The sequence below is a fragment of the Rhizobium sp. BK538 genome (assembly GCF_014197575.1).
In the GTDB taxonomy this organism is placed as follows: Bacteria; Pseudomonadota; Alphaproteobacteria; order Rhizobiales; family Rhizobiaceae; genus Rhizobium.
The window spans coordinates 100,638-121,087 of record NZ_JACIFT010000018.1; the positions used below are offsets into that span (position 1 = coordinate 100,638).

The 20,450-nt window shown below is 61.2% G+C and carries 19 protein-coding genes and 1 pseudogene; 16 read left to right on the top strand and 4 right to left on the bottom strand.

The window, feature by feature from the left end:
• Positions 1-242 precede the first annotated feature (242 nt).
• The 7 genes from FHX09_RS21680 (at position 243) to FHX09_RS21710 (ending at position 8,043) form a co-directional block, all read left to right on the top strand.
• On the top strand, positions 243-1,376 hold the full coding sequence (locus FHX09_RS21680) for a transporter substrate-binding protein (RefSeq protein ID WP_183721528.1): 1,134 nt from the start codon (positions 243-245) through the stop codon (positions 1,374-1,376).
• Positions 1,373-1,954, top strand: a complete 582-nt coding sequence (locus FHX09_RS21685) for an ANTAR domain-containing protein (RefSeq protein ID WP_132589525.1) — start codon at positions 1,373-1,375, stop codon at positions 1,952-1,954. The genes FHX09_RS21680 and FHX09_RS21685 overlap by 4 nt, the downstream gene beginning before the upstream one ends.
• Positions 1,954-2,802 carry an ABC transporter permease gene (locus FHX09_RS21690; RefSeq protein ID WP_132589527.1) on the top strand — a complete coding sequence of 283 codons (849 nt, stop codon included), beginning with the start codon at positions 1,954-1,956 and terminating at the stop codon, positions 2,800-2,802. Before FHX09_RS21685 ends, FHX09_RS21690 begins: the two co-directional genes overlap by 1 nt.
• Complete coding sequence (locus FHX09_RS21695; RefSeq protein WP_132589529.1) at positions 2,802-3,722, top strand: ABC transporter permease; 921 nt, start codon at positions 2,802-2,804, stop codon at positions 3,720-3,722. The genes FHX09_RS21690 and FHX09_RS21695 overlap by 1 nt, the downstream gene beginning before the upstream one ends.
• Before the next feature lie 25 nt (positions 3,723-3,747).
• Positions 3,748-5,349 (top strand): ABC transporter substrate-binding protein, encoded by a 1,602-nt coding sequence (locus tag FHX09_RS21700; protein WP_132589531.1) that lies wholly within the window; start codon positions 3,748-3,750, stop codon positions 5,347-5,349.
• A gap of 61 nt (positions 5,350-5,410) precedes the next feature.
• Positions 5,411-6,355, top strand: coding sequence for an acetamidase/formamidase family protein (locus FHX09_RS21705; protein ID WP_132589533.1), 945 nt, complete (start codon positions 5,411-5,413; stop codon positions 6,353-6,355).
• Positions 6,352-8,043 carry an ABC transporter ATP-binding protein gene (locus tag FHX09_RS21710; protein ID WP_132589535.1) on the top strand — a complete coding sequence of 564 codons (1,692 nt, stop codon included), beginning with the start codon at positions 6,352-6,354 and terminating at the stop codon, positions 8,041-8,043. The genes FHX09_RS21705 and FHX09_RS21710 overlap by 4 nt, the downstream gene beginning before the upstream one ends.
• A gap of 481 nt (positions 8,044-8,524) precedes the next feature.
• Here the strand turns inward: FHX09_RS21710 and FHX09_RS21715 are convergent, their stop codons facing one another.
• Positions 8,525-8,737, bottom strand: a complete 213-nt coding sequence (locus FHX09_RS21715) for a hypothetical protein (protein ID WP_246699482.1) — start codon at positions 8,735-8,737, stop codon at positions 8,525-8,527.
• 174 nt (positions 8,738-8,911) lie between these two features.
• Between FHX09_RS21715 and FHX09_RS21720 the strand changes: the two genes are divergently transcribed.
• The gene (locus FHX09_RS21720; protein ID WP_132589537.1) at positions 8,912-9,160 is read left to right on the top strand and encodes a hypothetical protein; all 249 of its coding nucleotides are present in this window, start codon (positions 8,912-8,914) and stop codon (positions 9,158-9,160) included.
• A 174-nt stretch (positions 9,161-9,334) separates the two neighbouring features.
• On the opposite strand, the gene FHX09_RS21725 is transcribed toward FHX09_RS21720, so the two are convergent.
• Positions 9,335-9,808 (bottom strand): YbhB/YbcL family Raf kinase inhibitor-like protein, encoded by a 474-nt coding sequence (locus FHX09_RS21725; RefSeq protein WP_132589539.1) that lies wholly within the window; start codon positions 9,806-9,808, stop codon positions 9,335-9,337.
• Between the two features lie 506 nt (positions 9,809-10,314).
• Between FHX09_RS21725 and FHX09_RS21730 the strand changes: the two genes are divergently transcribed.
• Entirely contained in the window at positions 10,315-10,998 is a 684-nt protein-coding gene (locus FHX09_RS21730; RefSeq protein WP_184450607.1) for a hypothetical protein, read from the top strand.
• A 145-nt stretch (positions 10,999-11,143) separates the two neighbouring features.
• On the opposite strand, the gene FHX09_RS21735 is transcribed toward FHX09_RS21730, so the two are convergent.
• On the bottom strand, positions 11,144-14,005 hold the full coding sequence (locus tag FHX09_RS21735; RefSeq protein WP_184450608.1) for a winged helix-turn-helix domain-containing protein: 2,862 nt from the start codon (positions 14,003-14,005) through the stop codon (positions 11,144-11,146).
• A gap of 252 nt (positions 14,006-14,257) precedes the next feature.
• On the opposite strand from FHX09_RS21735, the gene FHX09_RS21740 reads away from it, so the two are divergent.
• From FHX09_RS21740 to FHX09_RS21770, 7 genes and pseudogenes are all read left to right on the top strand, one after another.
• Positions 14,258-15,532, top strand: a complete 1,275-nt coding sequence (locus tag FHX09_RS21740) for an epoxide hydrolase family protein (RefSeq protein WP_132589544.1) — start codon at positions 14,258-14,260, stop codon at positions 15,530-15,532.
• A gap of 34 nt (positions 15,533-15,566) precedes the next feature.
• Complete coding sequence (locus tag FHX09_RS21745) at positions 15,567-15,983, top strand: organic hydroperoxide resistance protein (RefSeq protein ID WP_132589546.1); 417 nt, start codon at positions 15,567-15,569, stop codon at positions 15,981-15,983.
• Positions 15,984-16,060: 77 nt separating this feature from the next.
• A complete protein-coding gene (locus FHX09_RS21750; protein ID WP_132589773.1) occupies positions 16,061-17,107 on the top strand; it encodes an alpha/beta hydrolase in 1,047 nt (348 codons plus the stop codon).
• 24 nt (positions 17,108-17,131) lie between these two features.
• Entirely contained in the window at positions 17,132-17,644 is a 513-nt protein-coding gene (locus FHX09_RS21755) for a cytochrome P460 family protein (protein WP_132589775.1), read from the top strand.
• A gap of 41 nt (positions 17,645-17,685) precedes the next feature.
• Complete coding sequence (locus FHX09_RS21760; RefSeq protein WP_184450609.1) at positions 17,686-18,534, top strand: oxidoreductase; 849 nt, start codon at positions 17,686-17,688, stop codon at positions 18,532-18,534.
• A gap of 81 nt (positions 18,535-18,615) precedes the next feature.
• Positions 18,616-19,392: an alpha/beta hydrolase gene (locus FHX09_RS21765; RefSeq protein WP_132589550.1), complete on the top strand. Its 777-nt coding sequence runs from the start codon at positions 18,616-18,618 to the stop codon at positions 19,390-19,392.
• A pseudogene (locus FHX09_RS21770) lies at positions 19,389-19,892 on the top strand (alcohol dehydrogenase catalytic domain-containing protein); the annotation flags it as partial. The gene FHX09_RS21765 and the pseudogene FHX09_RS21770, both read left to right, overlap by 4 nt.
• Positions 19,893-20,081: 189 nt before the next feature.
• Here the strand turns inward: FHX09_RS21770 and FHX09_RS21775 are convergent.
• The coding region (locus FHX09_RS21775) for a hypothetical protein (RefSeq protein WP_184450610.1) at positions 20,082-20,450 on the bottom strand (369 nt) is incomplete at its 5' end.

Here is a 20,450-nt window from a genome sequence, read left to right on the forward strand (position 1 = left end):
TGTCAGCTTCCATGGTCCCGCGCGTTGAACCAAGCAGGTGATATCGAGTGTCACGTCGGTGAAAGCCGGCGGTTTTTTCCCGCTTGACTTGCTGCTAATGTCTGTATTTTAATCAAGCCTGCGGATTAGGCAGGTTTGGATCCGCGTTTCACATGACTTCGATGTCGCTGGGCAGTTTCGCCCCATGACGCCCCGCCGATGAGCGGGATGAGCGTCATGGGGTTTTCGTATTTTGGGCTATGATGGACGACGCGCTGAAGATCGGTATTCTCTACTCCGCCACCGGCCCCTATGGGGCGATGGGCGTGGATGCCCGTGACGGCGCGATGCTTGCCGTCGAGGACGGCGTCAAGCGAACGGGTCGCGTCATCGAACCGGTGTTTTATGATCCGCACGCCAGCCTGCAAGCCTATCTCGACGGCGCCCAGCAGATGTTGCGCGCCGATTGCCGCCATATCGTCGGCACGATCACATCTGCGGCACGCAAGGAAGTCATTCCACTGGTCGAGAAGCATGACGGCCTGCTGTGGTACATGTGCCCCTACGAAGGCTTCGAGGCGAACGAGAGCGTCATCTATCTCGGCGGCTGCCCGAACCAGCATCTGATCCCCGCCTTCGAGTACCTCATTCCCCGCTACGGCGCGCGACCCTATCTTGTCGGTGCCAACTATGTCTGGGGCTGGGAGATGAACCGACTGGCGCGCGAACTGATCGCCAATGCGGGCGGCGAGGTTCTCGGCGAGCGCTACCTGCCGCTGGAGGAAACGGCAGTGGATCGAATCATCGCTGAAATCGCCGAGCGTCGCCCGAGCTTCGTGCTCAACAATCTCATCGGACCGTCGAGCTACGCCTTTCTGGAGGCAATGAAACAGCTCGGTGATAGCGATCCCGCCTTCCGTCCGCAGAACTGCCCCGTGGTCAGCTGCGATCTGATGGAATGCGAACTCGAGTTGATCGAAAAGGGATCTGCTACCGGCCAGCTCTGTGCGGCATCCTACTTCGACACGCTCGACACGCACGAGAATCGCGAGTTCAAGACCCGCGCCGCGCTGCGTTATGGACGGGACCGGCGCATCTCCAGCGTTTTCGCCAGCGCCTATGCAGCCGTCGATCTCTGCATTGCCGCGATCCTGTCTGCGAGCAGTGACGAGCCCGCTGCGGTGCGCCGTGCCGTTTACGGCCGAACATGGGACTCTCTGCTGGGGCCGCTGCAAATCGACGGACGAACCAATCACGCAGCGCTGCCGTTTCATCTCGGCCGCATCAGCGACGACAACGGCTTCGATATCATCGCTTCCCGCCCGGCGCTTGCCGCCGACCCCTATCTCACCACGCGCGGCACCTCCATGCCTGCCAAGCTGAGGGTCGTGTCATGAGCAGGACGCCGAATTTCACAGGTTGGCTCGCCGTGATCCTGCATCGCGAAGACAGCAACACCGACAGGTTGGAGCGTCAATTCGGCCTGCTTGGCATCCGAGCCACGCGCCGCTGGGAGCCGCTCTCGACATGGGCCGAGGCCGATCTCGTTCTGGTCGACGCCGATCAGGGTTGGGATGATCTGTTGCCGCCGAGCGAAGGCGCATCAGGCAAGCCGCTGGTGGCCTTGCTCGGTTCCGAGGCGCCGGGCCGTATTGCCTGGGCCATGGAAAAGGGTGCAAGCGCGATCATTCCGAAGCCGGTTGCCGCGTCCGCCATCTTTCCTGCTCTGGTGATGGCAGTGTCGATCCATCAGGAACGCCGCGTCGTTGCCGACAAGCTGCGCTATCTCGAACAGCGCCTCCGCATGCGGCCTCTGGTGTATGCGGCGGTCGAGAAGCTGCGTGCCGTGCGTGGGCTCGATGAAGAGAGGGCCTACGGCATGCTCCGCGACTACGCCATGCAGCGTCGCCTGACGATGGAGCAACTCGCCGCAATCGTCCTCGGCGGGGCCGAACCCCTGCCGGAGGTCGGTTGATGGGCATACTTCGCTCGCTATCACGGCAGCCGGCCGCGCTGTTCGGGTTGGTGATTGTCGTTGCGGTCGTGGTGCTGGCGCTGGCCGCACCGCTGATCGCGCCTTTCAGTCCCGACGACCAGATGTTCGACGGCCTGACGCTTGAAGGCGCGCCCATGCCACCGGGCGGGCAATTTTTGCTCGGCACGGATACGCTCGGCCGCGATCTCTTCTCGCGCATGCTGTTTGGCGCGCGCACGTCGCTGATCATCGGCATCGTCGCCAACGGCATCGCCGTGTCCATCGGCCTGTTCGTCGGCATCGTCGCGGGGTATCTGCGCGGCCTGCCGAGCAACATCTTGATGCGCTTCACGGATCTGATGATGGCCTTTCCGGCGCTGCTGCTCGCTATCGTATTGGCGGCGCTCTTAAAGCCCAGTCTGTGGATCGTCGCCATGGTGATCGCGCTGGTCAACTGGGTGCAGGTGGCGCGCATCGTCTATACCGAGACGCGCGGCCTCGTCGAGCGTGATTTCATCATGGCTGAACGTTCGCTCGGCGCCGGTCACGGCCGTATCCTGCTTTTGCATATCCTTCCACATCTGGTGCCGACAGCGATTGTCTGGGGTACGCTCGGTATCGCGACGACGGTGCTGCTTGAAGCCACGCTGTCCTTTCTCGGCATCGGGGTCCAGCCACCCCAACCCTCCTGGGGGAATATCATCTTCGAAAGCCAGAGCTACTTTCAGGCGGCTCCGTGGTTGGTCTTCTTCCCCGGTATGGTCATCCTCCTGACGGCGCTTGCCTTTAATCTCGTCGGCGATGCCCTGCGCGACATTCTCGATCCGACGCAGAGGGGCAGGGGCTGATGGCCTTCGTCCTTCTTCGCCGCCTCGGGCAGGCGCTTCTTATTCTCCTCGGCGTCGCCGCCATCACCTTCGTGCTGCTTTATGCGCTGCCGGCCGATCCGGCGCGGATGATCGCAGGCCGCAGCGCCACCGCGCAGACCGTCGCTTCCATCCGCCACGAACTCGGCCTCGACCAGCCGCTGATCATTCAGTTCTGGACCTATCTTTCCGGGCTCCTATACGGAGATCTCGGTCGCTCATATGCACAGAAGACGGAAGTCTGGACACTCATTGTCGCGCGTCTGCCGGCAACGCTGATCCTGATGGCCGCCGGCATCACCGTCGAGGTCGTTCTTGGCGTCACCTTCGGCACCGTCGCGGCGGTGAAGCGCGGCGGTACCGTCGACCGCCTCGTGATGATGGCCTCCTTCGTCGGCGTATCGGCGCCGCAATTTGTCGTGGCACTGCTGCTTCTTTATGTCTTCGCCGTTACGCTCGGCTGGTTTCCGATGAGCGGATACGGCAGCTTCGCGCATGTCGTGCTGCCGGCAACGACGCTTGGCGTGCTCGGCGCCGGCTGGTACGCGCGCATGGTGCGTTCGGCGATGATCGACGTGCTGAACCAGGACTATGTGCGCACGGCCCGCGCCAAGGGCTTGTCGTCGCGCCGCATCATCTTCCGCCATGCCCTGCCTAACGCCATGCTACCGATCGTGGCGATGATCGGTATCGATATCGGCCAGTTCATGGGTGGCGTCGTGGTGGTGGAGGCAGTCTATGGCTGGCCCGGCATCGGCCAACTGGCCTGGCAGGCGATCCAGCAGGTCGACATCCCGATCATCATGGGCGTAACGCTGACATCGGCACTCGCCATCGTGACGGGCAATCTTCTTGCCGACCTCATTGCGCCCTTCATGGACCCACGTATCAGAACATCCTGACCAGAGAAAAAAAGGGGACCTCACAATGCTCAGACGCTGGTTACTCGGAACGACCACTGCCGCGGCGATCATGCTCGCACCTCTGGCCGTCATGGCCGAGGGCAAGGACATCGTTGTTACCTACAAGGACGACATCGTCACGCTCGACCCGGCGATCGGCTACGATTGGGTCAACTGGTCGATGATCAAGAGCCTCTATTCGCGCCTGATGGACTACGAGCCCGGTACGGCCACCCTCGTTCCCTCGCTTGCCGAAAGCTTCGAGGTCGCGCCCGACGGGCTCACCTACACCTTCAAGCTCCGCAAGGGCGTAAAGTTCTCGAGCGGACGCGACGTGGTCGCCTCCGACGTCAAATATTCGATCGAGCGCGCCGTCGATCCGAAGACCCAAGGCCCCGGTGCCGGCTTCTTCGGCGCGATCAACGGTTTTGAAGATCTGACCGGCGGCAAGGCGACCGGTCTTGCCGGTATCGAGACCCCCGACGACGGCACCGTCGTCTTCAAGCTCTCCAGGCCGGACGCGACCTTCCTGCATGTGCTGGCGATCAATTTCGCCTCGGTCGTGCCGAAGGAGGCCGTCGAGGCCGCCGGCGGGGATTTCGGCAAGAAGCCCGTCGGTTCCGGCACCTTCGTCCTCAAGGACTGGGTGATCGGCCAGAAGCTCGTCTTCGAAAAGAACCCGGACTATTACATCAAAGATACGCCGAAGATCGATGGCTTCACGGTCGAGGTCGGCCAGGAGCCACTCGTCGCGCTGTTGCGCCTGCAAAAGGGCGAGGTCGATATCGCCGGCGACGGCATTCCACCGGCCAAATTCCTGGAAATCAAGAATTCGCCAGACGGCGCGCAGATGATCGTCGATGGTGAACAGCTCCACACCGGTTACGTGACGCTGAACACGAAGGTGAAGCCTTTCGACGACCTGAAGGTCCGTCAGGCGGTGAACCATGCGATCAACAAGGACCGCATCGTACGCATCCTCAATGGCCGCGCGACGCCCGCCAAGGAAGTGTTGCCGCCATTGATGCCTGGTTACGACAGCGATTATTCGGGCTTTGCCTACGACGTCGCCAAGGCGAAGTCGCTGCTAGCCGAGGCCGGTCTTGCCGATGGCTTCCAGACCGTGCTTTACGCCACCAACACCGATCCGCAACCGCGCATCGCGCAGGCGATCCAGCAGGATCTTGCGGCGGTCGGCGTCAAGGCCGAAATCCGCGCGCTGGCACAGGGCAACGTGATCGCCGCTGGCGGCACCGAAGGCGAGGCGCCGATGATCTGGTCGGGTGGCATGGCCTGGATCGCAGATTTCCCCGATCCCTCCAACTTTTACGGTCCGATCCTTGGTTGCGCTGGCGCCGTGCAGGGCGGCTGGAACTGGTCGTGGTACTGCAATGCCGAGCTCGATAAGCGGGCGACGGCGGCAGACTCCATGTCGGATCCGGCGAAGTCCGGGGACCGCGTGGAAGCCTGGAAGAAGATCTTCACCGACGCTATGAACGATGCGCCGTGGATCCCAGTCACCAACGAACGCCGTGTCGTTGCCAAGTCGCTGCGCATGGGCGGCGAAAACAACATCTACATCGATCCGACCCGCGTTATCAATTACGACGCGATCTTCGTGAAGTAACGCCAAGGGTCCCCGCCTTCCCGGCAATGAGCCGGGAAGCCATATTTTCCGGAGACGTGCCATGTGCAGCATCTGCAGCCACACCATCCACCGCGCCCAGCATAACTTCGGCTGGAACCGCGACTTCGCGCCGGCGCTTGCGGCAAAGCCGGGTGAAACCATCCTGTTCGAATGCATGGATTCGTCCGGCGGCCAGATCGGCGCCGACGCCACGCTCGCCACGCTTGCCAATCTAGACTTCGGCAAGATCAACCCGGTTTCCGGTCCGGTCTATGTCGAGGGCGCAACGCCGGGCGATGCGCTCAAGGTGACGATCCGCAAGTTTCATCCGTCGGGAGTGGGCTGGACAGCCAACATCCCGGGCTTCGGCCTGCTTGCCGATCAGTTCAAGGATCCGGCCCTGTATGTGTGGAGTTACGACACGGCTTCCATGGCGCCGGCCGCCTTCGGGCCGGGGGGCAAGGTGCCATTGAAGCCCTTTGCCGGCACGATCGGCGTCGCCCCGGCCGAGCCCGGCCTGCATTCCGTCGTGCCGCCCCGCCAGGTCGGCGGCAACATGGACATCCGCGATCTCACCGCCGGCGTGACGCTCTACCTGCCGATCGAGGTCGAAGGCGCACTGTTTTCCGTCGGCGACACGCATGCCGCCCAGGGCGACGGCGAAGTCTGCGGCACGGCGATCGAAAGCCAGATGAACGTGGAGTTGACGCTGGATCTCGTCAAGGGCGCCAATCTGAAGACGCCACGCTTCACGGTGACCGAGCCGGTGACGCGTCATCTCGACGGCATGGGCTATGAAGTGACGACGGGCATCGGTCCGGATCTGATGACCGGCGCCCGTGATGCTTTAATGCGCATGATCGACCTGCTGACTGCCGAACACGGCTACAGCGCCGTCGATGCCTATATGCTTTGCTCGGTCTGCGGCGATCTGCGCATCAGCGAAATCGTCGACATGCCGAACTGGGTTGTCTCCTTCTATTTCCCCAGGATCGTCCTTTCGTGACCGAGACGGAAACCATTGCAAGGCCGGTGCTGCGCGTCGAAAATCTCTGTGTCGATGCCCGTACACCGGAGGGGCTGAAGCGGGTCCTCAACGATATTAGCTTCGATCTCAAGCCGGGCGAGACGCTCTGCCTTGCCGGCGAAAGCGGGTCTGGAAAGTCGGTGACCTCGCTTTCCGTCATGGGGCTGCTTCCGAAGGCCTCGCTACGCATCACATCCGGCAATATCAGCCTCGGCGACAGGAAGCTCACAGGTCTCTCCGATAGCCAGATGCGGCATGTCAGGGGCGGTGAGATTGCCATGATCTTCCAGGAGCCGATGACATCGCTCAACCCTGTCATGAGCATCGGTGCTCAGTTGACAGAAGCGATCCGCGAACATCAGCAGGCGGGAAATGCCGAGGCGATCGCCCGGCAGATGCTGCAGGCGGTGCACATCGCCGATCCGGCGCGGCGCCTGCAGCAATACCCGCACGAACTCTCAGGCGGCATGCGCCAGCGCGTTATGATCGCAATGGCACTGTCCTGCCGGCCAAAGGTGCTGATCGCCGATGAGCCGACCACAGCGCTCGACGTGACGGTGCAGGCGCAGATCCTCAAGCTGATGCGAGAGCTCAAGACCGAGTTCGGCACCTCGATCGTCATGATCACGCACGACATGGGCGTCGTCGCCGAGATGGCTGATCGGGTGGCGATCATGCAGCATGGCCGCATTGTGGAGCAGGGCAGTTCGCTCGACATATTCAAGAGCCCATCCGAGCCTTACACCCGCAGGCTGCTGGCCGCCGTCCCACGGCTCGGCGCCTTTGCCGGCACCGACGGTCCGCCGCGCGTTTCGAAAGACGAGCCGCAGCCGAGGGCTGGCGCATCGGCGCCGGTCCTGAATGTCCGCGATCTCTGCGTCAGCTACGCTCGAGGCTCCGGCATGCTGTTCGGCCGGCGGTCAGCGTCCGCAACTGTCCGCAGCGTCTCGTTCGAAATCATGCCGGGAGAGACCATGGGCCTCGTCGGTGAAAGCGGCTCCGGTAAATCGACGACCGGCAAGGCGGTTCTAGGCCTCATTCCCTTCTCCGGGTCGGTGCAACTAGACGGCTACGACATCTCCCGCCTGTCGCAGCACGAGATGCGGCGTGTGCGCCGCTCGGCACAGATGATCTTTCAGGATCCCTATGCCTCGCTCGATCCGCGCATGTCGGTCGGCAAGGCGATTGCAGAACCGATGACCATTCACGGTATCGGCACGCCTGCCGAGCGACGCGAACGGGTGGCCGAACTGTTGCGGCGCGTCGGGCTAACACCGGATGCGGCGACGCGCTATCCGCACGAGTTTTCCGGCGGACAACGCCAGCGCATCTGCATCGCCCGCGCGCTCGCACTCGAACCGAAGCTGATCGTCGCCGACGAGAGCGTGGCAGCACTCGACGTCTCGGTGCGGGCGCAGGTGCTCGATCTGATGCTGGAGTTGCAGGAGACCATGGGCCTCGCCTATCTCTTCATCACCCACGATATGGCCGTCATCGAGCGCATGTCGCACAAGATCGCCGTCATGCACGGCGGACAGATCGTCGAGGCGGGCACGCGCCGCCAGATCTTCGAAAACCCGGGCGACGACTATACCAGGGCGCTGATGAATGCGGTGCCAATCCCCGATCCAACGCTCTATCGCAAATCCGAAAGCATAGCCGGGTAGGCAAGCCGCTCCGAAGCAAGGCGATCGTGGTGCAGCAGCGGATGCGGAAGGTGTGCCATGACGTTACGGATGCCGAAGACGCCACCAGGCCAAAGCCATGCTACACCGCGCGCACATTGGCGACCAAAGTCAAATTAGTGCCCGTCCACAGTGTGCTGCAGCAAGCAGAAGGAGGCTCGATGGCGAACTGACAACATGCTGAGAAGCTGCGTGAAAGATGAGGGTAGGCCCCTCGGGATCGGCTTTCAGGAGCGGGTCTCAAACCAGCCCAAGCTGGGTGTGGTAGAAGAGCCATGGTGGTGAGCGTGGGGTCAAAAGCCGCGGACATGATCCGGGGCAGGTAGGCATGCGGACGACGCGTCGTTAGAACTTTTTAATACCACCGAAACCGGGGGTGTATGGATCTCTCGGGACAAGTCCATCAAATAGCGGGCATAAAAGGCAACGCCGGTCATCGGTGCGTCCTATCGCAGCTCCATGGTCAGCGGCGCACCGCACCGCTCTTCTTCGCTTTCGCCAGTACGAGGAAGCTGGCCGTGACCTTCGCGAACAGCCCCGGCGGGATAAAGCCGTAGCTGAACTCGCTCCGCTTGCCGGGAACCGGCGACAGCCCGCCATTCGTCCATTCGTCGATACTGTGCTCCGACACGATCCCCCAGCTCGGTTCGTCGTCGAGGCCGATGGCCTGCGTCATCGCCGGGATCTCGATACCAACCGTATCGCCGCAGGGGGCGTCCAAGACATGCGGCGAGGGACCGTGCACCCTTTCTTCTCGTCCACCCGCCGCTATTTATCCAAGAACGATCCCGCTCCGACTGGCCGGAGGCGCGCTCCGCCGCCTTTCGCCCGAGAAAACAGCGAGCGCGCCATGCAAGTCCAGGTCGAAACCTTCGTGGACGAAGGTGGTGTCGAAAAACTCCGACGATTCTACCTCAACGGCCGGCAGGTCGAAGTGGTCGAAAACCTCGATCAGTGGCATGGCGCCGACTACCGATACTTCAAGGTTAGGGGCAGCCAGGGTGACGTTTACATCATGTATCTGGACGTGCTTCGAACGCAGTGGGCGCTGACGATGTATCAACGCTCGCAATCGCCGAGCTCCCGCGACGCCATGTGACGTCGACTTTTTCAAGTGGGGCACCGGCCCCGGGGCCCGGGATCCCCGAAAAGGTGCTAAGACGGCCTGCGTTGTTTTCAATAACGGATCAAGTCTTGGACGATAGAGGCGGCGTTCTTCATCTTGATCAATCGGCGACAACGTCTAATCGAGTGCTCGGTCGACCTATATCGGTCACTTCCCTGTTTTGCCATAGGTGCCGACGAGCTCGGTTCCGGCAATCACGTGATCGCGCATTTGCGCTTCGATTTGGTCCTTGCTAGCCGCCGCCGATAGGGCGAGGCGGTCATTGAGCGCGTAGAGCTTGAAGAAGTAGCGGTGCACACCGATCGGAGGACAAGGGCCGCCATACGCATTGCTGTTCCACCCATTCCTCGCTGTCTGGGCGCCTGCTGGCAAATGTGAAATCCCTTCCACAAGCCCCTTCAGATCGGGGGGCAGGTTGAAAACAATCCAGTGTATCCAGGTCATTTTCGGATGGGCCGGATCCGGTGCGTCGGGGTCGTCGACGATCAATACAAGGCTTCTGGTTCCGGTCGGAATGCCTGTCCATTCGAGAGGCGGGGAAATATCTTGCCCTTCGCAGGTGTAAAGCCTGGGAATGGTTCCGCCGTTGTGAAAGGCGGGCGATGCGATAGTAAACGCCATGTGGAGCCTCGGCGAGTTCAAGAAACCGTTTCGTTGCGGCACGCACGGCATACCCGTGCCCACGCAATCTGTGGGCGCCTCCAGACCAACAGCATCGGCCTATTGGCGCACGATGTCCAGGACGTCGACCCGCAATCGGCTTCAGCATAATTCTATAGCGATCCTCATCTACACGCTACCTGCCGGCGTCAGCAAAATCAGCGCGACCGTCTGTCGATGACAAAGGACGTTATCTTGGGATGGATATCGGGTGGACGAGGATGCCAACGCTTGCGCTGCGCTAAGAAAAAGTCCGCTACGGTCCTCGGCAACCAGCAGTTCTCGCACTAGTGTCGGGCATCCATGACTGTCGCAATTTAAGATGAAATCCTGCCCCGCAACCAACGATCGGTATGTTACCAGAGAGCCCCCATGGGGGTTTTTTGTGTTTCTGGACTTCGGACATCGATCCCTGTCGGATCAGCTCCTCAAGAACCCCCTTCTGTTCGAGGAAGGCCGGGTTCTACTTGCCGCAGCAAAGGTCAGGATGGCCAGGCGCCGCAAAGCACGATCACCAATTTCTCGCCATCCGGAACCAGTTCGATTCTCTCGACAAGCGTACGCAGCATTTGCGTGGCACGGCCTCGCGCATCTTTATCGCCGAGCTGGTGGTGGAGGGCGGCGATCTCGTCGTCGCAATATTTGGCGAGTTGGGATGCAGCAGGGGAGGCGGCGCTTGCGGTCGCGAGCATCGTGGACAGTTGCTCTTTGCGCCTTTCCAGAGCCACCATCTTCTCATTGATCCGCTTCGCCGCACCGCCTTGGAGGATGAGATCGAGAAAGTGGATCCAGTTCGCGGTCGATGCGTTGATCTTCCTTCAGCCGGACAAAGTGAGGCCCGCGCTTCCATCGGCCTTGTTTACTTCCCTCGTGAATTCCTCGCAAAATTCCTTGAAGAGCTCCGGTTCCATCAGGTGCTTGTCGAGCCTGTTCAGGATCGAGCTTTCAAGCGTGCCGCGTTGGATATTGAGCCGGTTGTCGCAGGTGCAGCGTGCCCGAGCGCAAGTTGTTTTCCTTTGGATAGTCAACCTTGCGGCTTCTCCGCGGTTCAGATCGTTGGCAAAGGCCTTCACTTTGAATGCCAGGAATCCCGATGTCCCGTGTTGCACTCTATGCCCGCTGCTCCTTCTCCCTCCAAAATCCGCGGTTGATGATCAGTTTCTCGTTTGCCGGCAGCTTGCAGAACGGAAAGGATGGGAGTTACCAGCTGCTACCGTGAAGAACCTGGCCCATAGCGCATCCTTTGATTCGGAAGACAAGAATGCTCCATCAAAGCCTGGGATCAAACATTCTAATCTATGGCGCCAGACCGCTCAATGTTGCAAGCAGGCGAGCAGCAGACTTCAGGTCGGCAGAGTCGGGATCTTTCGCGAACCGTTCGAGCATGGGCTGGAGAACCTCTCGAGCATTCTCGCGTTCATCGCGATCGGCAAGGAGCGCCGCCAGGTAGAGTGTGGTGCGCAGCTCCCAAGCCCGCGCGCCTTGGCGCCGGCTGATCTCAAGCGACCGCGTCAGGAACTTTACAGCGTCGTCGTTGTTGGATTGCGATGCCGCAAGCACAAGGCCGCCTTTAACGCGAAGCAACTCCGCCGTGTAGCACAAATCACCGTTCGCCTCGACCGACTGAAGCGTCTCGTCCACGAGCGCCAACGCTTCCGTGACCCGGCCAGCGGCTGCCAAGCCTTCAAGAAGCGAGAGCGTAAGCGGCGTGCTGAGCAGTTCATAGGGTGCCTTGTGGAGCTCACGAATGCAATGCTGCAAGCTGACGATGCCATTGTCGAGGTCGCCTCGACGAATGGCCAGTTCGCCCATAAAGCCCCGGCCGACCACAAGGTATGGGCGTAGCGAATGGAGTTCGGCAGTTGAGAGAAGACGATCTGTGTTGCTGGCCGCACGTTCGAGATCGCCAACCCAGAGGAATACCGATATGGCCCAAATCAAGGCGATGGACAGAGTGAGAGGATGGTCCAGAGTTTCCGCGTCCGCAATCGTCTGCAAGGCTTGCTCGACCGCTTGGTCGGAAAGCCCCTGCAGCCACAGAGTCCTGGCGAGTATCGCGCCGGCCAAAACCTTCCCGTCGAAGCCGAGATAATAGGTCGTAGTTTGATCGGATCGCGGCCCAATTCGGAACGCAGCTTCCAGTGCCGCGCGCGCGCGACCGAACTCGCCGTTTAGGTGCAGCGAAATACCCATGAGGGCGTATGCCAACGTTGCGGAGCCGCCATCCTCCAGGGCCTCCGCCAGTGAGGAACAGCGCTCTGCATAATTCAGGGCGATCCTGAATTCCCCGGTGCGCAGGTGAAACATCTGCAGGGGGCCGAGAACCTGAAGCTTGTCCAATCCCTCACCGCGCTCCTCCGCAATTGCCAGGCTTCGTTCCAATGCAACGCGCGCGGCATCTGTGCCGCCATGCGTGAACATCAGTGAGACTCCCATCGCTGCCTGGAGATGCATCTCTTCACGGCCGCCGTACATGGCATCGTCGAGAGCCTCTATGGCTTTGGCTGTCCAGTGGTGGCATTCGCTCAGCAAGGACATCGACAGAAAGACCGGGGCTGCAGCGGCGGCAAGGCGGATGCCGACTTGCCTGTTTCCGGTGGACCCAAAACACCAGTCCAGGGCCGCGCGCGCATTCGCAAGGCCATCGAGGTGCAGCGCCCGTTGCACCGCGCTCGATAGAGTCGGCCATTCGGCCCCGGTCTCTTCGAGCCATCGCATATAGTAGAGCGCGTGACGTGCGGCCAAATCTGCAAACTCGGCTTCCCCGACATTAAGTTGAAGGGCGTAGGCGCGTGTGGTGTCCAGCAGCCGATAGCGCATTGTCGCTCCGGAGGGCCGTGTCGCGACCATCGATTTAGCGACGAGATTGTCGAAGGCCCCAAAAACCATCGTCTCGTCGATATTGGCGTTCGTCACGACGTAGAGCGCGGCATCGATCGTGAAGTGGCCGACGAACGCGGAAAGACGGCGAAGCAGCTGCCGCTCGAATTCCGATAGCAGACTGGAGCTCCAGTCGAGCGTGGCCTGGAGAGTCCTCTGGCGCGGCGGCGCGGTTCGCTGTCCAGTCCAGAGCAAAGACAGGCGTTCATTAAGGAGGGTGCCCGTCTTCTGAATACCATGGCTTGCGACCCGTCCAGCCGCCAACTCAATCGCGAGCGGCACTCCGTCAAGCTTTCGGCAAATGGCGGCCACGACCGCGGCATCCGCGTCGCCGAGGTCAAGGCGAGCCCCGCCAGCGGCGGCCCGCTCCATAAACAATTCGATCGCGGGGAAGCCCTGCGCCAGAGTGGCCGTAAGACCCGGCCTGTCCGGTGGGCAGGCGAGCGGCGCCAATTTATAGACGTGTTCGCCCTCGACATTGAGCGGCTCGCGGCTCGTCGCAATGATGTGAAGCTGAGGCGCAGCGGAAAAGATGCGGCAGGCGAGATCCGCCGCTGCTTCGATGACATGCTCGCAGGTGTCGAGGATCAGGAGAATTCGCTTGTCCGCCAGATAGGTGGCCAGAGCTGAGACAAGATCTTCGGACTGAAACGAAACCCCGAGAGTTGAGGTTACCGTCGCCGCAACCTGGCAAGGATCGCCCAATGCGCCGAGATCGACGAAATGCACGGCGCCATCGAAGGATCTTATCAGATCATGGCCTGCCGCAACCGCAACGGTCGTCTTGCCGATCCCGCCAGTGCCGACGACAGTCACAAACCGCTCCTCGGCCAGCAGAGCGGAGAGTGCTGCAGTCTCGTCCGCCCTGCCCACCATGCGGGCGAGTCGGCCCGGCAAATTGGCCTTTGGGAAACTGGAGGCGATCTCTCCTGGAACATCGTCGCCCAGGCTCGATCGCTGGATTGGCGCCACAAAGCAGTAGCCTCGCCCGGACAGGGTCGAGATGTATCGCGCGTTGTCCTGCCCGTCGCCTAATGCCTTGCGCAGATTGGCGATGTGAAACCGCAAACTGCCTTCCTCGACGGTGACATCGGGCCACACACGATCGAGCAGTTCTTTCTTACCGACGACTTCATTCGGGCGCTCGGTCAAAACGACCAGGATGTCGAACGCGCGACTGCCGAGTTCCACAGGCGCCCCGTCTCGAAGCAGAAGCCGTTCATTTGCATTCAAGGAAAAGGCACCAAACGAGATCGTCTCGCTCGCCGACTGCGTCATGCCATCATCCTTTGCGACTTGTGGAGGTCTGCAACAATATCCCACTCAAGACCCCACCATGTCGCGTCTTGCATGAACGATGGTTTCTCGCGCCGTTGAGGACCTGCAAGAAAAACATGGTGGCTGCCCGCTTCCAAAACTTCTCTCTGCCAATGAACGCTAACAATCCCTCATAACGCATAACGGGCTCGTCAGGCGATCCTTCTTTATGTGTCGAAGCAGCCACTCTGCCGGCCCAAGGAGAGAATGACCATGTCCACCCCGTCCCTGTCACTCACGCGGCGCCACCTGCTTGCCGGATCATTGGCTGCAGGCGCGCTCGGCTTGCTTCCTGCGAAGGCGAGCAGTGCGGTCGATAGTGAGGCTTTACGCCCCTTCCAGGTCAACATTCCAGACGAAGCAATCGTCGATTTGCGTCGACGTCTGGCCGCAGGGCGTTGGCCCGGTCGCGAGACCGTCCCGGATCAGTCTCAGGGCGTGCAACTGGCGACACTCCAGGACCTCGTCAGCTACTGGATGACCGACTACGACTGGCGAAAGGTCGAGGCCAGGCTGAACACGCTACCGATGTTCGTCACAGAGATTGACGGCCTCGACATACACTTCATCCACGTCCGTTCTCCGCATGAGAAGGCTATGCCAATGATCATGACGCATGGCTGGCCTGGCTCGATCCTTGAGTTCCTCAAAGTCATAGGCCCGCTCACCGATCCCACTGCGCATGGTGGTGCCGCAGAGGATGCGTTCCACCTCGTCGTACCCTCCATCCCCGGCTTCGGTTTTTCAGGGAAACCGACGACCACCGGTTGGGGCTCCGATCATATTGGTCGTGCCTGGGCTGTCCTCATGAAGCGCCTGGGATACGATCGCTATGTTTCGCAAGGTGGAGACTGCGGTTCGGTGATCTCTCATCGCATGGCGCTCCAGAACGTGCCCGGGTTGATTGGCATCCACGTCAATATGCCTGGAACCGTGCCGAAGGAAATCGCTGCCATTCTCGCCTCAGGCGGACCGGCTCCGAACAATCTGACGGAGGACGAACGGGCAGCGTTCGATGCTCTGGATACCTTCTACAAGGACAGCTCTGGCTATGCCGCCATGATGGTTACCCGGCCACAGACCATTGGGTATTCATTGGTGGATTCCCCGGTCGGCCTGGCTGCGTGGATCTACGAAAAGTTCGCCCAGTGGACCTACAGCGGTAAGCACCCCGAGAGGGTCCTGACCAAGGACGAGATGCTCGATGACATATCCCTCTACTGGCTCACCGCAACCGGAACATCCGCGGCGCAGATCTACTGGGAAGACCATTCGAACAACTTCAATGCCGTCGACATCGCTCAGCTTCCCGTGGCGGTGACGGTGTTTCCCGGGGAGATCTATTGCGCGCCACGGAGTTGGGCCAAGCGTTGTTACCACAACCTCGTCTACTTCAATAAAGCCGAGAACGGCGGCCATTTCGCGGCGTGGGAACAGCCGGAAATCTTCACCCGAGAAGTTCGGGCGGCCTTTAGGTCGCTGCGCTGACGAGCACTCACCTTCGTTAATGAGGAACGACGATATGACTGCACAGGCAAAACGGCTCTACACCGCCAAAGTCCGCACTACTGGCGGCCGGGATGGTGCTTCCCGCAGCTCCGACGGCAGGCTGGATATTCGGCTCTCGACGCCAGGCGGCACGGGAGGCGGTACCAATCCGGAACAGCTTTTCGCTGCCGGCTGGTCGGCCTGCTTCGAGGGCGCGATGGCGATCGCCGCCCGCAAGATGAACGTTGCACTGCCTGCTGGCCTGGCGATCGATGCGGAAGTGGATCTCAACACCGACGAGGGTGATTACTTTCTCAGCGCGCGCGTCAATGTGAGCCTCCCCGGTCTCGACCGCGACTTGGCACGAGCTGTCGTGGATGCAGCCCATCAGACCTGCCCCTATTCGAAGGCTACACGCGGCAACATAGAAGTCGAAATCAACGTCATTTAGCCCCGTTGGGTCGATCGTTGATCGAATCGCTGGCCAACGGCACACCGAAGGACACCAAAGCAATGAACATCGTCAGAATTCCGGAAAAAGTAGACCATCACCGCCGGCATCTGTTCGGCATCGCTGCCGCCACCCTGGCCGCGGCGCAGCTTGGCGCTATTGGCATTGCGCGTGCACAAGGTGCCGGTACGCAAGCCGCAACCTCCGGCGCAATAAAGCGACGAACATCATTTGCTTCGCTCAAGCGGATCAACGCGGGTCTGCTCAACGTTGGATATGCCGAGGACGGCCCTCCGGGCGGACCGCCGGTCATCCTTCTGCACGGCTGGCCCTATGATATCTACAGCTATGTCGACGTAGCGCCTTTGCTTGCGAACGCAGGGTACCGGGTGATCGTGCCCTATCTACGCGGCTACGGGGCGACACGCTTCCTGTCGGACACCACTGCACGGAATGGCCAGCAGGCAGCGCTCGGCGTTGACGTCATAACTTTGATGGATGCCCTGGGAATTCAGAAGGCCGTCGTCGCAGGTTACGACTGGGGCGCGCGGACCGCCAACATCGTTGCCGCGCTCTGGCCGGAGCGCTGCAAAGCGATGGTATCGGTCAGCGGCTATCTGATCGGCAGCCAAGCGGCGAACAAGGCTCCACTGCCGCCGCAGGCAGAGCTTCAGTGGTGGTACCAGTTCTATTTCGCCACCGAACGCGGTCGCGCCGGCTACGCCAAAAACACCGACGATTTCGCCAGGCTCATCTGGCAGCTCGCCTCTCCGCAGTGGAAATTCGACGACGCCACTTTCGCGCTGAGCGCGGCAGCCTTCGCCAATCCGGACCATGTCGATATTGTCATCCACAACTACCGGTGGCGGCTCGGTCTCGCCGATGGGGAACCGGAATACGATGACCTGGAGAAGAAGCTCGCCACGTCTCCAATGATCAGTGTGCCCACGATTACGATGGAGGGCGATGCCAATGGCGCGCCCCATCCGGACCCCAGCGTCTACGCCAAGAGATTTGCCGGCAAGTATGAGCACCGGCTGATCAAGGGCGGCATCGGTCACAACCTGCCGCAGGAGGCACCTCAGGCCTTCGCCCAGGCGGTCATCGACGTCGACCGGTTCTAGCCACTCGACAGAAGGATCATAATGATGAGACGCCTTAATCTCGCATTGGCCGGGCTGGCAGCGACATTGATCGGAGCCGCGGGCGCCGCGCTTGGAGCCGGTGCTGGTTCGAACGTGACGAATGCGTCGCCGATCTACGGCGTGACGATCCCCGACGGCTACCGGGGGTGGGAACTGGTCGCGCCGGCGCTGGAAGCGGACCCGCTGAACGAGCTTCGTGCAGTCGTCGGGAATTCGATTGCAAGCGAAGCATATCGGGCTGGCACGCTGCCGTTTCCGGATGGCACGGTCCTCGTCAAGCTCGCATGGAAGCGGGAGCAATCGCCTGAATTCGAACCCGCATCCGTTCCCGGCGCGGCAACAACCGTCCAGGTGATGGTCAAGGACTCGAAGAAATACGCTGCCACCGGCGGATGGGGTTTTGGTCGGTTTGTCAACGGCAAGCCCGTCGATGAGGCTCAGCACCAGACCTGCTTCGCCTGTCATGAGGCGAGCGTTCAGGGGCACGACTACGTCTTCACGCGGTTCGCGCCGTAGCCCATATATCGGCAGTGCTGCTGCCTAGAAAGGAAAAGGCCATGTCACAACGATGGCTGATTACTGGAAGTTCGCGCGGCATCGGCCGGGCCTTATCCGAAGCGGTCCTGGACGCGGGTCACCGCCTCATTGCAACAGCGCGTGATCCTGTGCAACTGGCCGATCTCACTGAGCGCCATGGTGAAGCTGTCCGGGTCACTGCGCTCGATGTCACCGATCCGTCCGCCGCTCAAGCGGCAGTCCACTTGGCAACAGAGAGCTTTGGCGGGCTTGACGTGCTCGTCAACAATGCCGGTTACGGCGATGTCAATTCAGTCGAGGACACGGATCTTGATGAATTCCGCAGACAGTTGGAGACAAACCTCTTCGGGACGGTCATCGTGACCAAGGCCGCCATTCCGATAATGCGTGAGCAGCGCCGCGGCCATATCATCCAGTTCTCATCGGTCGGCGGACGCATCGGCGCTCCGGGTCGCGCTGCGTACTCTGCCGCGAAATGGGGTGTGGAGGGCTTTTCCGAGGTGCTTGCTCAGGAAATGGCCTTGATCGGCGTCAAGGTCACGATCATCGAGCCGGGGGGCTTCCGGACCGATTTCGCGGGATCTTCAACCTTGCTGAAAGACGGAAGGTCAGAATACGACGCGGTCGTGGGGGCCGCAGCTCGTATGCAGCGAGCTTTCAATGGCCGTCAGCCCGGCGACCCGGCGCGGGCCGCAAAGGCTATCCTCGAGGTCACTGCGATGGATCGGCCACCGTTACGCCTGCCGCTGGGTAGCGATGCCATAGAGGCAATCGAGCGGGCCGATCGTACGAAACTGGAAGAGCTCCGCCTCTGGCGAGAGCTGAGCCTGTCCACGGATTTCCCGCAGGAAACCAGCACGTGCGGCTGATCGCCGGAGCAATCCGACGTTCCCATCGCCTGCGCGCCCACCGCAGCCGGCCATTTCGATCAACCATGAAGGATATATCATATGAAAACACTGCTTGCAGTCTTGGCAATCGCCAGCGCTTCGTTCGGTAATGCTTATGCGCAGGCCGACAAACCCACCATCGTTCTGGTTCACGGTGCGTTTGCCGATTCCTCAAGCTGGAACGGCGTCGTCAAAATCCTGGAGAAGGACGGCTATCCCGTTGTGGCTGTCGCCAATCCGTTACGCGGCGTGAAAAATGACGCCGGCGACGTCGCCGACATCCTTGGCTCCATCAAATCGCCTGTCGTCCTCGTTGGGCATTCCTACGGCGGCTCTGTCATCAGCGAAGCGGCCGAAGGTTATGCAAACGTCAAGGCGCTGGTCTATGTCGCGGCATTCGCGCCGGATGCGGGCGAGACCACCGCGCAACTCGCCGGCAAATTTCCCGGCAGCACGCTTGGTCCGACCCTCGCGCCACCGGTCGCCCTGTCGAGCGGAGGCAAGGATCTCTACATCCGGCAGGACAAGTTCCACGAGCAGTTCGCCGCCGACCTTCCTGAAGCCGAAGCCAGGCTCATGGCAGCGACACAAAGACCCATTCAAGAAACGGCGCTGAACGAAGCCCAAACGGAAGCGGCATGGAAGCAGATCCCCAGCTGGTTCATCTACGGTGACGGGGACAGGAACATACCGCCGGAAGCTTCGGCTTTCATGGCTGCACGGGCACACTCGCGGGATACCGTGGTGATCAAGGGTGCCTCTCATGTTGTGATGGTTTCGAATCCCGAACCGGTCGCGGGGCTGATAGAGAAGGCGGCTGCGGAGGCATCGCGATGAAAGCAATCGTAATGAGGCGAACCGGGGGACCGGAAGTTATCGAACTTGTCGAGCGTCCGGAGCCCGTCCTTGCGCGTGGAGAAGTCCTGGTTGAGATTGTGCCGCGGGCGTGAATTTTATGGACACTGGCGTTCGACGCGGGCTCGCCTGGACGGATACTCCGAATCCGAAAGTGCTAGGCGTGGAGGGCGCCGGTCGCGTGATTTCGATCCGCGCCGGAGTCGACCGTTTCCGGCCTGGTGACCGCGTCGCCTGGGTTTAGGCGGGAAGTTACGCGCAGCGGGCAGCGATCTCGGGGGATGCGCTCGTTCCCGTGTCGGATTCGATCGACGATCGCACCGCCGCCGCGGTGATGATGCAGGGGCTCACCGCCAGCCACTTTGCCACGGACTTCTAACCACGGGGAGGGCGATATCGCTCTCGTGCATGCAGGAGCGGGGGGCCTTGGCCTGCTTCTCACCCAGATCATTAAGCTCAGGGGCGGTCATGTGATCGGCCGCAGGAACCGGGTGTTGCGAACCCTCGCAACCAACAATTCCAAAACTATTAAAACTGTGTCGCCTTCCCATCGGGAGGCAGGAGTGGCGAGGCTGACGATCAGGGGTTCGAACCGGGTTAAGGGTCACAGCCTAAGCCGCTAGCTTTGACCCCGACCGGGATCCCCCGGTCGGGCAGGCGCGCTCGTCCCCTCAAGAGACGCCGTTGAAGTCGCTGTCGGTCAGGTTGTAGTTGCCCTTCAGCATCAGCACGAAGTCGGCATCGGTGTTGCTGTCGACATTGCCGTGGATCACCGTGAACTCGTCGCCGTTCAGCACCTCATGGGTGACCACCACCTGGCCGGCCGCCGTCAGCGAACCGCCTGCCGCAAGCGAGAAGTGCTGCACGCCGGCACTGCCCGTATTGGCGTCGATGGCCGCAAAGTCGATCTTGTCGCCCGGCTGGAACCCATGGATCGTGTCGCCATCGGCAGCGCCCGCCGACAGGAAGCGGAAGGTGTCGTTGCCGAGCCCGCCGTCCATGACGTTGACCGCAGCCGTTGCCGTGATCGTGTCATGGCC

Bases quoted from the DNA above. Each gene is read 5' to 3' on its own strand.
- FHX09_RS21685 (WP_132589525.1), top strand. From the start codon at position 1,373: ATGAGCAGGACGCCGAATTTCACAGGTTGGCTCGCCGTGATCCTGCAT.
- FHX09_RS21725 (WP_132589539.1), bottom strand. From the start codon at position 9,808: ATGGCGTTTACTATCGCATCGCCCGCCTTTCACAACGGCGGAACCATT.
- FHX09_RS21760 (WP_184450609.1), top strand. From the start codon at position 17,686: ATGTCACAACGATGGCTGATTACTGGAAGTTCGCGCGGCATCGGCCGG.
- FHX09_RS21695 (WP_132589529.1), top strand. From the start codon at position 2,802: ATGGCCTTCGTCCTTCTTCGCCGCCTCGGGCAGGCGCTTCTTATTCTC.
- FHX09_RS21715 (WP_246699482.1), bottom strand. From the start codon at position 8,737: ATGACGCAGGCCATCGGCCTCGACGACGAACCGAGCTGGGGGATCGTG.
- FHX09_RS21720 (WP_132589537.1), top strand. From the start codon at position 8,912: ATGCAAGTCCAGGTCGAAACCTTCGTGGACGAAGGTGGTGTCGAAAAA.
- FHX09_RS21765 (WP_132589550.1), top strand. From the start codon at position 18,616: ATGAAAACACTGCTTGCAGTCTTGGCAATCGCCAGCGCTTCGTTCGGT.
- FHX09_RS21705 (WP_132589533.1), top strand. From the start codon at position 5,411: ATGTGCAGCATCTGCAGCCACACCATCCACCGCGCCCAGCATAACTTC.
- FHX09_RS21690 (WP_132589527.1), top strand. From the start codon at position 1,954: ATGGGCATACTTCGCTCGCTATCACGGCAGCCGGCCGCGCTGTTCGGG.
- FHX09_RS21680 (WP_183721528.1), top strand. From the start codon at position 243: ATGGACGACGCGCTGAAGATCGGTATTCTCTACTCCGCCACCGGCCCC.
- FHX09_RS21740 (WP_132589544.1), top strand. From the start codon at position 14,258: ATGTCCACCCCGTCCCTGTCACTCACGCGGCGCCACCTGCTTGCCGGA.
- FHX09_RS21755 (WP_132589775.1), top strand. From the start codon at position 17,132: ATGAGACGCCTTAATCTCGCATTGGCCGGGCTGGCAGCGACATTGATC.
- FHX09_RS21745 (WP_132589546.1), top strand. From the start codon at position 15,567: ATGACTGCACAGGCAAAACGGCTCTACACCGCCAAAGTCCGCACTACT.
- FHX09_RS21735 (WP_184450608.1), bottom strand. From the start codon at position 14,005: ATGACGCAGTCGGCGAGCGAGACGATCTCGTTTGGTGCCTTTTCCTTG.
- FHX09_RS21700 (WP_132589531.1), top strand. From the start codon at position 3,748: ATGCTCAGACGCTGGTTACTCGGAACGACCACTGCCGCGGCGATCATG.